The sequence below is a fragment of the Neobacillus sp. B24 genome, assembly GCF_055381825.1.
The window spans coordinates 3071915-3086256 of the sequence record NZ_AP035777.1 but is presented as its reverse complement, the minus strand read 5'-3'; the positions used below and the strand labels follow the sequence as shown (position 1 = coordinate 3086256).

General features: G+C 38.4%; 15 protein-coding genes. All 15 read left to right on the top strand.

The genetic code is table 11. From position 1 onward, the window contains the following. Positions 1–29 precede the first annotated feature (29 nt). Positions 30–530 carry a flavin reductase family protein gene (locus tag ACZ43M_RS15140; RefSeq protein WP_464503390.1) on the top strand — a complete coding sequence of 167 codons (501 nt, stop codon included), beginning with the start codon at positions 30–32 and terminating at the stop codon, positions 528–530. Between the two features lie 30 nt (positions 531–560). Further along, complete coding sequence (locus ACZ43M_RS15135) at positions 561–1118, top strand: NADPH-dependent FMN reductase (RefSeq protein ID WP_464503389.1); 558 nt, start codon at positions 561–563, stop codon at positions 1116–1118. A gap of 363 nt (positions 1119–1481) precedes the next feature. After that, entirely contained in the window at positions 1482–1958 is a 477-nt protein-coding gene (locus ACZ43M_RS15130; protein ID WP_464503388.1) for a DinB family protein, read from the top strand. A gap of 207 nt (positions 1959–2165) precedes the next feature. Next, positions 2166–4052 carry a sigma-54-dependent Fis family transcriptional regulator gene (locus tag ACZ43M_RS15125; RefSeq protein WP_464503387.1) on the top strand — a complete coding sequence of 629 codons (1887 nt, stop codon included), beginning with the start codon at positions 2166–2168 and terminating at the stop codon, positions 4050–4052. A 301-nt stretch (positions 4053–4353) separates the two neighbouring features. Then, complete coding sequence (locus ACZ43M_RS15120; protein WP_464503386.1) at positions 4354–5607, top strand: LLM class flavin-dependent oxidoreductase; 1254 nt, start codon at positions 4354–4356, stop codon at positions 5605–5607. An 80-nt stretch (positions 5608–5687) separates the two neighbouring features. Beyond that, positions 5688–6686, top strand: a complete 999-nt coding sequence (locus ACZ43M_RS15115; protein WP_464503385.1) for a fumarylacetoacetate hydrolase family protein — start codon at positions 5688–5690, stop codon at positions 6684–6686. A 1-nt stretch (position 6687) separates the two neighbouring features. Then, positions 6688–7479, top strand: a complete 792-nt coding sequence (locus ACZ43M_RS15110) for a cyclase family protein (RefSeq protein ID WP_464503384.1) — start codon at positions 6688–6690, stop codon at positions 7477–7479. Positions 7480–7521: 42 nt separating this feature from the next. Next, positions 7522–7842: a hypothetical protein gene (locus ACZ43M_RS15105; RefSeq protein WP_464503383.1), complete on the top strand. Its 321-nt coding sequence runs from the start codon at positions 7522–7524 to the stop codon at positions 7840–7842. A gap of 35 nt (positions 7843–7877) precedes the next feature. Then, on the top strand, positions 7878–8378 hold the full coding sequence (locus tag ACZ43M_RS15100; RefSeq protein WP_464503382.1) for a flavin reductase family protein: 501 nt from the start codon (positions 7878–7880) through the stop codon (positions 8376–8378). Positions 8379–8423: 45 nt separating this feature from the next. Further along, complete coding sequence (locus ACZ43M_RS15095; RefSeq protein WP_464503381.1) at positions 8424–8972, top strand: NADPH-dependent FMN reductase; 549 nt, start codon at positions 8424–8426, stop codon at positions 8970–8972. 586 nt (positions 8973–9558) lie between these two features. Further along, a complete protein-coding gene (locus ACZ43M_RS15090) occupies positions 9559–10428 on the top strand; it encodes a branched-chain amino acid ABC transporter permease (RefSeq protein WP_464503380.1) in 870 nt (289 codons plus the stop codon). A 15-nt stretch (positions 10429–10443) separates the two neighbouring features. Beyond that, entirely contained in the window at positions 10444–11415 is a 972-nt protein-coding gene (locus ACZ43M_RS15085) for a branched-chain amino acid ABC transporter permease (protein ID WP_464503379.1), read from the top strand. Beyond that, a complete protein-coding gene (locus ACZ43M_RS15080; protein WP_464503378.1) occupies positions 11402–12175 on the top strand; it encodes an ABC transporter ATP-binding protein in 774 nt (257 codons plus the stop codon). Before ACZ43M_RS15085 ends, ACZ43M_RS15080 begins: the two co-directional genes overlap by 14 nt. Beyond that, the gene (locus ACZ43M_RS15075) at positions 12162–12701 is read left to right on the top strand and encodes an ABC transporter ATP-binding protein (RefSeq protein ID WP_464503377.1); all 540 of its coding nucleotides are present in this window, start codon (positions 12162–12164) and stop codon (positions 12699–12701) included. The genes ACZ43M_RS15080 and ACZ43M_RS15075 overlap by 14 nt, the downstream gene beginning before the upstream one ends. 111 nt (positions 12702–12812) lie before the next feature. Then, on the top strand, positions 12813–14171 hold the full coding sequence (locus ACZ43M_RS15070) for an IS1182 family transposase (protein ID WP_464503376.1): 1359 nt from the start codon (positions 12813–12815) through the stop codon (positions 14169–14171). The last annotated feature ends 171 nt before the right edge of the window (positions 14172–14342 follow it).

Genomic DNA, 14342 nt, shown 5'->3' with positions numbered 1-14342 from the left:
TAAGTTAGCAAGGAGAGGGAGTTATTTAAATGACAAAGACCATGGAAGAAGTAAATATTTTCAAGAAAATAATGGGACAATATCCAACCGGTGTGACGATTGTAACTACAATGGATAATAGTGGAAACCCGGTTGGTTTAACAGTAAATTCGTTTGCATCGGTTTCTATTGAACCATTAATGGTGCTTTGGTGCATTGATAAAAGGTCATCTGCATTAGATACATTCCTAAATACCGAAAAATATGCTGTCCACACCCTTTCTACAGATCAGGCAGGAGCATGCTGGGCATTTGCCGGAAAGGATAAAGACCGTTTTTCAAAAGTACAATGGAAGGTCTCACCAAATGGGCTGCCAATCATTCAAGAATCTTTAGGAATTTTCGAGTGCAAAACCATAAATAAAATCGACGCCGGAGACCACTTTATTCTTTTAGGTGAAGTCATCGACCTTTCAAGTACAGAAAAAGATCCTCTATTATATTATAACCGGAATGTTGGGGCGATCCCGAAAAATTGGCCAAATCCATAGAATTTCTTGGGTTTGAGGGCGTAGGAGGACATGGAATTGAAAATATTAGGGGTATCAGGCACAATAGTTGGTAGTAAAACAGCAATTATCATTCGTAAAGTACTAGAACAAATAAAAATCGAGAATCCTGTTTTTGAAATTGAATATCTTGACCTTAGAGATTATCAAATTGAGTTTTGTGATGGCCGTCTAATTTCCAATTACACCGAAAATACAAAAATGGTAATCGAAAAAGTGATGGAGGCGGATGGGTATATTTTGGGTACCCCTATTTTCCAGGGTTCCTTTAGTGGAGCTTTTAAGAATTTAATTGATTTAATCCCGCCAGAATCCTTTAAAGATAAAGTCATGGGTTTTGTTACGACAGGAGGAAATGAACAACATTTTCTTGTAGCAGAAAACCAGTTAAAACCATTAGCAGGCTATTTAAAGGCTTATGTTATTCCAAACACAATTTTCGCACATAGCAGCTCTTTCAATGATAGAAATGAAATAGTGGATAAACACTTATTGGAAAATATTAATGATTTCACTCACCAGTTTTGTTATATGAGTGAGCGATTATTTGGAATTAAAAATTTGACATAGACTTAATATAGAAAGATTAAGGTGGTGCCTGTGGCACCGCCTACTTTAGTAAAAAACATTTCGAATAGTGTTTCTTGCGCGGGGCTGTCTTTCATATCTTTTACATCTGCTACTTTATTATTGGTCTTTCTTTTTCCTTAGCATACATATTGATTAAATTAAATTGGAACATACAAAAAAGTAAACAAGATCAAAAACAGAAGTATTATTTTTCAAGAAGGAATTCCCATATAAAATGAAGAAATGTTCTATATATAGTATCTACCATTGGTACATTATTTAAAACGTTTATACAAAATAAAGTTTTGGTGTTCGTCATGGTATTTCTGGGCATAACCAATATCTTTATGGAAGGGGATTTTGGTGAACGAGTCTATAATTAGGCAACTGTACATTGTTCGTTCCATTACAGAGGATCTGTTAGAAAAAACACCGGAGGAAAATTTAGATATTATTCCAGATGGTTTTAACAATAATATAAGATGGAACTTCGGTCATATTACCTTTATTCAAGAAAAACTTGTTTTTGGGTTATCCGGTGAAGAACTAAGCCTACCAAATTCCTACCAGAAATATTTTTCAGCAGGTACTACACCCAAAAACTCTCTTACAGGGGTACCGTCTATTACCGAAATTGCTGTTGAATTAGCTAATCAGAAAGAAAGGGTAAGAGAGTACCTCTTAGAAAATACCCATAAAACGTTGCCGGTACCGTATACAAATAAAATGGGAGTTACCTTTTATACTTTTCTAGATGCCTTGCTGTTTAGTTTTTATCATGAGGCAATACATGTACAAACGATCAAAGATATTAAGAAGGTAATACTTAAAAATAACTGAAGACCATTTGAAGTTCCAACAATTGACAAGAGGCGTTATCTACCATTTTACCGAAATTCTGATTTTAAGTAATAAGTTTGCTAAGAAGACTTACCTCATTGATTTCCCCTACACTAAAATTCGCTGAGAGTTAAATCAATAGAAAAGAAACCTATTTGTATTCAGATCCAACTACTCCTAATACTAATTTCGTAGTGAGGTGTTCCAGTGAATATACATGAAGCAAATTGGCACAAATTTGTTATCAATGGTGAGGATAATATCAACGTAAGAAAGCCTGTTTTAGATTCATGGCATCGAAGCAAGAGATTAGGTGTTTCACAATTGGAAAAAAGAAAACTCCCATTTGTTGAGAATAGTGATTGGGAGGCTAGGGTAAGAAAAAACCAACTTCTAATTAGATCGGCACGACCTGTAATGGAAGATATGTATAAACGTTTGAAGGGCGGAGGATATCAGGTTGTCCTCGCTGATGCAGAAGGTTATATTATGGGGTATATGGCTGATCATAAGGCTGAAAGAGCCTCAAGTAAAATTGGTTTGTCACTAGGTGTAAAGTGGCTGGAAAGGTATGTGGGCACAACAGGTTTGACGGTTGCACTTGAAACTCACAGGCCAATGGTCACGTTAGGTGCAGAAAACTTTTGGAATAAACTCTGGGAGTGGGATTGTGCAGCGGCTCCCATTTTTGTAGAGAACGAGTTCGTGGGGGTTTTAAATATTTGCAGACTCACAACTGGAGTAGAAATGAAGGAGTTTTTGGCGTTAGCATTCTCTGGTGCAAATGCTGTTGGGTTTCGAATGCAGGTAGAAAAGATGAAATTAAAAGAAAAGGCATATAAGGATGTATTATCATTATCCCAAAATTCAATCGGGATTATTGCCTTTGATAGCGAAGGGAAGTTATTTTATAATAACAAGCCTGCCCAAGAATTCTTAAATGTCCTTCAGAAGGATAAAGATTATAATGACATAAATTTTTTTATGAACAACCTGGAATCCTATCCTCAACAAACATCTAGTGCACTATCGCATATCATTTTTGAAGAAAGCAATAAAGAGTATTTCCTAGAATCAAAGGAATGTAAATACGGGGACGATGTCACTTCTAGAGTATTGCTTATTCATTCAAGAATGCCAGCACACAAAAAGTTCTATTCACAAGAAACCTCCGCTATTTTATCAGCTTTCCCCACGAAAAACAGTGAGTTCAAAAAACTATTATTGAGAACGGTAAAAATTGCAAAGAGTGACATGAGCATCCTAATACAAGGAGAAAGCGGAACAGGAAAGGATTTTATGGCCCATGCAATCCATAAGGATAGTGGCAGAAACCAATCTCCTTTTATTGCTATAAATTGTGCCTCGCTACCACGAGAACTGATCATTTCAGAATTATTCGGATATAGTCCAGGGGCATTTACAGGTGCACATAAAAATGGTAACCCTGGAAAAGTTGAAGCCGCAAACGGGGGAACCTTATTCCTAGATGAAATTGGAGACATGCCGCTAGATCTACAGGCTGTCCTTCTTCGTACAATAGAAGAAAAACAGGTAACAAGGATTGGTTCTGTTACACCAATTCCAGTTGATGTTCGTTTTATTGCAGCATCTCATAAAAATTTGCAAGAATTAGTCAGACAAGGAACGTTTCGAGAAGATCTTTACTATCGACTTTCTATTTTTACGATAAAGCTACCTCCATTAAGAGAGCGAAAATCAGATTTGGAAAATGTTATACACTTAATTGCTGAACCTATTTGTAAAAAAATAAATCGTCCGCTTTTTAGTATGACACCCGATGCGTTATCGGTCCTGCAAAGGCAGCCTTGGAAGGGAAATCTAAGGGAACTCCGCAATATGATTGAAAGAATAGCCTATTTGCATGAAAACGATGTAGTTGACGCAAAACATTTAGCTGATTATATTGAACTATCCATTATTAGCCACACTTCACAAGACCGGATCGATCATGAGAAAGAAATGATTCAAACCGCTTTAAAAAGAACCTCAGGAAACCGGGCCATGGCCGCACGAGAGCTGGGAATTTCTCGGGCCGCTTTTTATCGGAAACTAGAAAAATATGGACTTTAAAAAAATGCTAAGTCCAATATAAGAGGACGTGGAAAAAAGATGTAGTTAGAATTTTTGATAATAATTCTACACATCTTTTTTCTTTGTCATTCTTAATGTTCATATGAAAAGTGTCCGCTCTAGTGTATCACTGGACGTCCGGTGATACACAAATATGAGTCGGGCGTAAGTGAGCGTTTTAGATTTTACTAGGGGTTAGGTTATTTTTCTGATTGGCACGAATCTTGCATTTATAAAAAGTAGATGATTGATACGACGTAGTTCAATCGTTCATTATTATTTTATAAATGGAGGCGTTTACATGACGAAAGTAATTCTGCAAGTGTACCCAGCAATGGGTGATGTCGAAGAGATGAAGAAAAGAAGACCAATTGGCAGGGACAGTGATGCTTATCAGAATACACTGTCCGGCTTAGTTGATCTAGTTAAAGCAGCAGACGAACTGGGGTATTGGGGAATTACCCATGTTGAACACCACTTTCATTCGGAAGGTTTAGAAAATTCACCTTCTCCATTATTACTAAACGCTTATCTTGGACAGTATACGAAGAGACTGAATCATGGCCAGCTAGGAATCGTGTTGCCAACACATGATCCTATCAGACTAGCAGAAGAGACAGCCATGGTAGACCATATGCTGAAAGGACGCTTTTTTGTTGGTCTTGCCCGTGGATACCAAGCTCGATGGCAGAATGTAATTGGCCAGAAATTTAGTGTTACTTCCACAGCTTCAGACAAATCTGAAGCAGATCGGAACAACCGTATGGTGTTTGAAGAGCATTTCAAGATCATGAAGATGGCTTGGACACAGGAATTGTTAAAGTATGATGGCCCTACCTACAAAATTCCTAATCCAATTGACGGAATTCCAAATTGGCCGCCAACTAAAACCACAACCCTGCCATATGGCGCACCAGGAGAAGTTGATGAGAATGGAACAATCAAAGCAGTAAGTGTTGTTCCTAGCCCTTATACAAAGCCACATCCAAAACTGTTCCAAGCGTTTGGTGCCAGTGAGAGGACATTAAAATGGTGCGGAGAAGAGGATATTTCACCAACCGTCCTATGGGGACCAATTGAAGGAGTAGAAAATCTTATTCGTTCTTATCAAGAGGGAGCAGCCTCCAGAGGCAGAGTAGTTGGCTTTGGTGAAAATGTAGGTCTATGCAGAACTGTCCATATTGTAGACAATCAATCAGACCTATATACAGCCGTTGAAAAATACGAAGATCCGGTTTGGGCTGGGTGGTATAAGGAATTTGGCTTTATGGAAGGAACACGCCTCCCAGGGGAAGAGGGCCCGGTACCAAAACCAGGAGAGCATTTGGCAGACCGTTTAATGAAGAGCGGTGTCTTAATAGGCGGAACAGTGGATGATGTGAAACGCCAGGTTGAGGCAACTCTTAAACGTATACCGAAACTGGAATATTTCGTATGGCTGTTCCATTGGGGATTAATTCCAAAAGAAGAGGGTTTCAGACAACTAGAAATCTTTGCGACTAAAGTTATGCCTGAGTTCGGTATGGTCTATTCTGAGCCTCAGCCAGTAAAATAATGTAATGAATTTTATGTAAAGAAGGGGAAATGAACTCCCCCTTCTTTATTCATATCGTTTTATAAGGAGTGGATAAACGGGTGAAGCTTGTGACATTTGAAATCGGGACCCCCTTGATAACCTCTTATAGGGTAGGAGTTTTAAAGGAAACCGAAGTAGTTGATTTAATTAATGCGTATGCTCTTTATTTACATGAAGAGAAGTCAAGCAGCCGTGCTGTTGATACGGCACAAGTCATAATTGGAGAAAACATGCTGTCTTTTATTCAAGGTGGTGATCACGCTAGGGAGGCGGCAAATGTGGCTCTTGATTTTATCGAATCAAGGACCACCGAACAATTACTAAAAAATGATATTGGGCGAATAACCTTCCCCTTATCAGACGTTCGAATAACCCCACCCTTACAGCCGGTCTCGATTCGGGATACCCTTAATTGTGAGGTTCATTTCAAGAACTGCTTAAAAGAAGTAGGTCTTACTGAATTGCCTGCCCTTTTCTATGAACGCCCATTCTATTATCGTACCAGTCATACGTCCATCGCTGGTCCGGAAGATAATGTACCGTGGCCAAGCTTTGGAGAAAAACTTGATTTTGAGCTTGAATTTGCCGCCATAATTGGGAAAAAAGGTACAAACATACCAGCAGAAATAGCTCATGAGTATATAGCAGGCTATACCATTTTTAATGATATAAGTATAAGAGACTATCAAAGTAAGGACATGTCCACTACCATGGGGCCATCCAAGTGCAAGAACTTTACAAATGGAAATATCATCGGACCTTGCATTGTCACGAGTGATGAACTAGACCCTTCCAATATACGCTTACAGGCCAGAGTGAATGGGGAAACATGGACGGATACCCGAAGTACGGATATGCATTACTCGTTTGCCCAATTAATAGAATTTATTTCAAAAGAAGAAACCCTGTATCCAGGTGAAATCATTTGTTCAGGGACGATGGCCTTTGGCTGCGGTTTAGAGCAGAACCGCTTTTTAAAGCCCAATGACATTGTGGAGCTGGAAGTTGAAGGCATTGGGATTTTAAGAAATCAGATTGTAAATAAGGTGGTGGAATAGGATGAATTTTTTTCGAGGACGGAACAACGTGTCACTCATTGACCTTAGTGATTGCATTAGTAATAAAACAAGTTCATTCGAACCAAATGCCCATAAAATTGAATACTTGGATCATCAACAAAGTGTAGCGGTCAGTGAAAAGATATTTGGCCTGACCCAAAAAGATTGGCCTCAAGGCCATGCATGGGCTGCGGAAAATGTATCTCTTTCGACCCATTCCGGAACCCATGTTGACGCACCGTATCATTATGGGTCTACATCTGGGGGGGAACCGGCAAAAACGATTGATCAAGTTCCTTTAGAATGGTGCATCGGACACGGAGTCGTTTTAAATATGACCCATAAAAGAGCGGGTGAAGGCATTACAGACAAGGATATTCAGCTAGAGTTGGAAAGAGTGGAATATGAACTACAGCCCTATGATGTTGTTTTAATTCGCACGGACACTTCCAAAAAATTCGGTCAGCCTGGTTATGATAAGCAGCACCCGGGCTTAACCAGGTCGGGAACACAGTACTTAGTAGAAAGGGGAGTAAAGTTAATCGGCATTGATGCTTGGGGGCTAGATCGGCCGTTTGACGTAATGGCAGAAGAAGTAAAGAAGGGGAACCGGAATCAATTATGGGAATCCCATTTTTACGGGAAAGAAAAGGAATATCTACAAATAGAGCGTCTATCTAATCTTGAGGCAATCCCAGTCCCATACGGATTTACCGTAGTCGCGTTCCCAGTTAAGATTGAGGGGGCAAGTGCCGGTTGGAGCCGTGTTGTTGCAATTGTTGATAAGGAATAATTGGTTAAAATTAGTAATTAATATAACTAGGAGGTTCCGGGGATGTATTTGCATATGGTTCATGACCCAGATTATACATTCCAAAAGTTCATTGAAAGAACATTCGGAATTAATCGTGGTATTTATAACAGAATAGATGAATGGTTTTATTGTCAAGGGATTAACGATGTAATCAATCGAAGAGTACTCATTCTTGAGTTTTCAAGCTTTGTTGCAGAGTCAAAGCTAAAGATGGGATCTCCCATAAAAATAAAATTTGGGCATGGAGGTCTCACAGAGAAATTAAATAATTTTTGGGATGGAAGATGTACAGTAAAAGTAATGGATGGAAAAACCAGAGGTACTTTTAAAGCGTCCCTATAATACAATTAAATAGAATAAAAAAGGAGTAAATTTAAATGACGCAATTGCTAGAAGAGACGCAAATTTTCAAGAAAATTATGGGGCAGTATCCAACCGGAGTGACAATTGTAACTACAATGGATGAAAACGATGAGCCAGTTGGCCTAACGGTTAATTCTTTTGCTTCAGTTTCTATTAATCCACTTATGGTTCTTTGGTGTATCGATAAAGGGTCATCTGCTTTAAATGCATTTTTAAAAGGAGATACGTACGCTGTTCACACTCTTGCAGTCGAACAAGCTGATGCTTGTTGGGCATTTGCCGGAAAGGAGAAAGATCGCTTTTCGAAGGTGAAATGGGATATTTCTCAAAATGGATTACCTATTATTAAAGACTGCTTAGGAGTTTTTGAATGCAAAACAGTTAATAAAATAGAAGCAGGAGACCACTTTATCCTTTTAGGTGAAGTAATTGATTTATCATTTTCGGAAGGGAATCCACTGCTATACTATAATCGAAACGTAGGCCAAATACCTGAAAATTGGCCTAATCAATAATTTCTCAACATTTTTGTTAGTTTAGTAGTATTGGGGGAAATCAGTATGAAAATTTTAGGGGTATCAGGTACCATTGTTGGCAATAAAACTGCAGAAGTGGTTCGTAAAGTTTTGGAACAAATCAACATTTACAATCCTGATATAGAAGTAGGAGTATTGGACCTTAAAAATTATCAAATTGAGTTTTGTGACGGGCGGCCAATTAACAATTACACTGGTGATACAAAGAAGGTAATTGATCAAATGCTTGATGCAGACGGCTACGTACTGGGAACACCTATTTTTCAAGGCTCCTATAGCGGCGCCTTCAAAAACTTGATTGATTTAATTCCACCTGAAGCGTTTAAACATAAGGTTATGGGATTTATAACAACAGGGGGAAACCATAACCATTTTCTTGTAGCTGAAAATCAGTTAAAACCTTTGGCGGGATATCTAAATAGTTACGTCATTCCGGCTGTTATCTTTGCACATAATAGCCAGTTTGATGATAACAACCAAATAATAGATATCAACTTATTGGATAGTATAAACAGGTTTTCACATCAATTTTGTCATTATCTACTAAATTTGATGAAAATGGAACAGAAATAAAGTGTAAACGGAAAATAAAAGTATCTTTCATCCTATTGCAAGGTAGTTTTTATTGGTTTATAAAATGGAAAAGAGTTAAGACTAAAAGGAAAATATTACTCAATCTCGCCAAGTCTCTCAACAAACTGAAAAAAATAAACATTACACTCCTATGTTTAACACCCATCATACTAATTATTGATATTATTTTATTAGAACGAGCATCCTTTTTAAGTTGTTTTTTAACAGGTTGTGTTTATATTTTTGCCATTACCGAGTATATTAACTATTTTAATATACAATTAACGAATTATAAAAACGGAAGAGGGAAAAAGTCTTCCATTGCTAAGGAACTTGTTAGATGGAAAAAAATAGATTTGTAAAATCTCCTCTGGGAAAGTTACTGGAGGAGGTTTTTTTGCGTTTTATCTATAAATAACGATTACATTGTTACTATAGATCTATTTTTTTAGTTCAGATAAAAAGCAAAGAATATTTATAAGATTCGTAAAATAGGCATAAGGTAAAAGGGTCGCATTTTAACGAGTTTCTAGTGATAAAAGAGATTTACGAAAGTAAAAAAAGTAAATGGAAAGGAAGAGGACGAATGCTGTTACAAACAATTGTAAGCGGTTTAGCGATAGGATGTATTTATGGACTGGCCGCGCTGGGATTAGTATTGATTTATAAGACGACAGATGTTGTGAATTTCGCACAAGGTGAAATGGCGATGTTTACAACCTTTTTTAGCTTCATTTTGCTTAACAGCCATGGTTTTTCTTATTATACAGCATTCATTTTATCGTTAATATTTGCGGCTGTAATAGGTATTGTGACTCATCAAATTGTGATGAGACCGGTACAAAAAGCTCCACTGTTAAATCAAATTGTATTGACACTTGCTTTGTACATGTTTTTACGAGGAATTGCCGGAATCATTTGGGGACATGTTCCTGTTGGTTTTCCAGAAGCCGTTCCAGGTGAACCATTTAAAATGGGTCAAATATTTATTAAACCCAATGAATTATTCGTGATCGGTGTATCTCTCTTTTTAATGGTTGTCTTTTATATTGTTTTTCAATATACAAAAATAGGCTTAGCAATGCGTGCTGCTTCACAGGATGTACATACTTCACAGCTAATGGGAGTTAAGGTTTTAGGCATTTTTACATGGGCGTGGGGAATTGGAACTGTACTTGGCGGAGTAGCTGGCATGTTAATTGCTCCTATCACATTTCTTGATCCTAACATGATGCAGGAAGTTTCTATTCTAGCATTTGCGGCTGCAGTTTTAGGTGGGTTTGTGAGTTTACCGGGAGCAGTAGTCGGCGGGCTCTGTATTGGGGTTTTTGAAAATTTGGTATCAACATATGTGTCTACAGAACTAAAAACGCCATTGGTTTTCCTGTTGATTATCCTCATTCTTTATGTAAGGCCAAATGGTCTGTTTGGTGTTGAATACTCAAGAAAGGTGTGATGGGAGGTGGAGAAAATGTTAAGGCATAAATGGTCGCTCTTGCTATTTATCCTAATTCTGTTTTATCCAATAATCGTAGGCGGCTCGAATTATTATATAATCATCGTTAATATGGTAGCCATTTATGCTATTGCCTCACTTGGATTAAACTTGCTTACTGGGTATGGCGGACAAGTTTCAGTTGGACACGCTGGCTTTCTATCAATAGGGGCTTATTCCGCCGCGATTTTTTCAACAAAGTTAGGAATACCTTTTTGGGTTGCACTTCCTCTTTCAGGGGTAGTATCGGGAATCATCGGATTTCTTATCGGGATACCGGCTGTTCGATTAAAAGGGCACTTTTTGGCAGTAGCTACACTCGGATTTGGTGTATCAATACCACTCATTGCAATGAAATGGGATAAGCTTACCGGTGGTTTTGCCGGGATTTCGGTAATGAAACCACCCTTGTTCGCTACAAGCTTCAGTTTTTATTATCTTGTGGTTTTTGCCACGATATTTCTTGCCTGGGTCATCTACAATATGATTCACAGCAGTATGGGAAGAGCTTTTATCGCTATTCGCGAGAGTGAAATTGCAGCCTCCGTAATGGGTATTAATGTAACTCTATATAAGGCGCTCATGTTTGCCATTAGTGCAGTCATTACCGGTCTTGCAGGGGGACTTTACGTTTTCATGGTAGGGTTTATTAGTCCCAATGATTTCACAGTGACAACTTCATTTTTAATTCTTGCCATGATCATCGTCGGAGGGATGGCCTCCTTACCGGGCTCTGTCCTTGGAGCTGCCTTGATGACGCTTTTACCATATATGACTGACCGTTGGATTGGGGTAACGAACACGGTGATCGGGTTAGTCATGGGACTTGTGATTATCTTCTTTCCGAACGGTCTCATCTCCATTCGAAAAAGCAGAAAGAAATCGGGAGAACATGCGAAACGAATGGAAAAAGCAGTTCTAGGTGGTGAACGCAATGCTAACATTTGATAATGTGGTTCTTAAATTTGGTGGACTAACGGCAATAAATAATCTCTCATTTCAGGTTGATGAAGGTCAAATTTTCTCTTTAATTGGTCCTAATGGTGCCGGTAAAACTACTGTTTTTAACTGCATTAATCGGTTGTATACACCTGTGTCCGGCAATATTACCTTCAATGGCCAAAATCTGCTGGCGGCTAAACCACACCAAATAATTCATTTTGGAATTGCCCGAAGCTTCCAAAACGTTGAACTATTTTCCAAAATGAGTTTAATCGATAATTTATTGACTGGGCTGCACCCGCATATTAAAAAAAATCTGTTATCCATTGCCTTTAACTTTCCTTCATTTAGAACTGCAGAGAAAGAGGCCAAGAAGAAAGCAGAAGAAATTCTGGAGATCCTCGGGTTACGTCATCTACCCAATGAGGAGGTTGTCAATTTACCTTTCGGCTATCAAAAAATGGTCGATATCGGTCGCGCCTTGATTACAAAACCAAAACTTCTGTTGCTCGATGAACCGGTGGCTGGCATGAACCCGACTGAAACGGAGGTTCTCGGAAAGCTGATTGTTCGATTAAAAGAAGAAATGAACATCACTGTATTGTTAATAGAGCATGATATGTCGCTCGTGATGAAAATATCTGATTACATTACGGTCATGAATTTCGGTAAAAAAATAGCTGAGGGACTGCCTCACGAAATCCAAAATAATTCTGAAGTAATTGAGGCTTACTTAGGGGAGGGAGAATCGATTGCTATCACTTAAAGAAGTATCCGTCAATTATGGTCACGTCCAGGCTTTAAATAATATTTCATTAAGGTTGGAACCTGGAAAAATTGTTGCATTATTAGGCGCTAATGGGGCGGGAAAATCAACGACACTAAAAACGATTTCCAGGCTGGTTACGCCCAAAAAAGGAACAATAGAGTTTGATGGATTATCTCTCTTAAAATATTCTCCAGCTGCTGTAGTAAGAAAGAGGATTATACATTGTCCTGAAAATCGTAGAATTTTCCCAAAGTTTACCGTGGAGGAGAATTTAAGAATAGGAGCTTACACTCGTAAGGATAATCATATAAAAAAAGACTTGGATAAAATATTCGAGTTGTTTCCGAGGATAAAGGAGCGGCTAAAACAGGTGGCCGGAACGTTAAGCGGGGGAGAGCAGCAAATGCTTGCCATCGGGCGTTCTTTAATGGGTAATCCGAAGGTCTTACTTTTGGATGAACCTTCTCTAGGGCTGGCACCTAATTTTGCAAATGAAATTTTTTCGATTGAATCAATTTCATAAATCTGAGCCCTACGGGCTCAAGGCTTTCAAGCACTAAAAAAAGGAGTACCTCCCCAAAATGTCGAAATAAGTAAGCACCACACAAACTTATAGACTGGAGGAAGACTCCCTATGACTATTATAAGGCAAGGAAGCCTGTTTGGACTACAAGAATTATATGATTTAGAACCTACCCATCGTTTTGAAGCAGTTTTTTCTGCTATCGACATTGATCCTATCTTCGCTGTGGTAACGAAGAAGTCTCGTTTTGGTAGACCCATTGAACTGAATTATGCAGCGATGATTTACTCATTAGTTGCCCGATTAACGGAACGGATTCCATTCATTAAAGATTTGGTAAAGCGATTAAGAAACGATATGATTTTCCGACTAGACTGCGGCTTTTTGGTTTCTGATACTGTCCCTTCTGAGGCAGCTTATTCAAGAATGGTGACGATCCTCAGTGAATCTAATGTTCTTGAAGATGTTAAAGAAACAATTCTATATCAAGCCATGACAGAAGGATTTATCACTGATGATACAGCAGCCCTTGATGCCACACACTTTGAAGCCAAAGATCAAGCACCTCCAAAAGAGGAAAAACCAAAAACAGAACCCAAGAAACGTGGGCGTAAATCAAAAGAAGAAAGAGAACAATGGTTGATTGAAAAAGCTGAACGCGAAGCCAATCTACCCCTTTTCGAAAAGAAAATTGAAGAACAGTTAGATGTTCCTTTAGATCAACTTCGTGCTGAAATTCCTCAACACCCCGAATGGGGTGTGAAGAAAAACAGCGAAGGAAAGAATGTTTTTTGGTATGGCTATAAGGCTCATTTAGCTGTTGGAGCAAAAAGCCAATATATTCTTCAATCTCTCTTTTCTTCTGGAAATTTAAACGACGGAAAGGCAGCGATTCCTTTATTAAAAGGAATCCATGAGCGTCTTCAACTTCCGACTTTACGTTATCAAACGATGGATGCAGGATATGACTACGAACCGATTTACGAACAAATTCACCGATTGGGTCAACAATCTGTGATTGCCTATAACAAGCGTAATGAACCTGAGTTAGAAGGTTTTGATAAACATTTCGCCCCCACTTGTTTCCGGGAACACTCGTATCGATATGATAGTTTCGATCCAAAATACAAAACACTCAAATATACACGTCCAAAGGAATGTAAAGACTGTCCGCTAGCCAATGAGGGTATTTGTCAAAAGATCTATAAAGTGAAAATCACGACAGACCTCCGAAAATATACAGCACCAGCCCGTGGCTCGAAAGTTTGGAAAACTATCTTTAAACGACGTACCGCAGTGGAACGTGTGAATGCTTATCTTAAGTTATACTTTCAATTAAACAATGTTCGTTACCGGACAGGTAAACGCGCCAAAGTTCACTTTGATCTAGTGACCTTGGTTTATAATGCTTCAAAACTGGCCGCTGATCGTATTAATGCCGCTTTAAATAGTCAAAAACAAGCAGCATAAATTTTAAAAATTGAATAGATAAAAATTCTGCAGGTCTGTGATTCTTTAAAATAAGGAATTATGAAATTGATTCGATTATTAAAAAAATTAACGATGAAGGCACATCTATTCTGTTAGTAGAGCAAAACGCACACAAGGCATTAGAAATCTCAAATTACGGATATGTGTTAG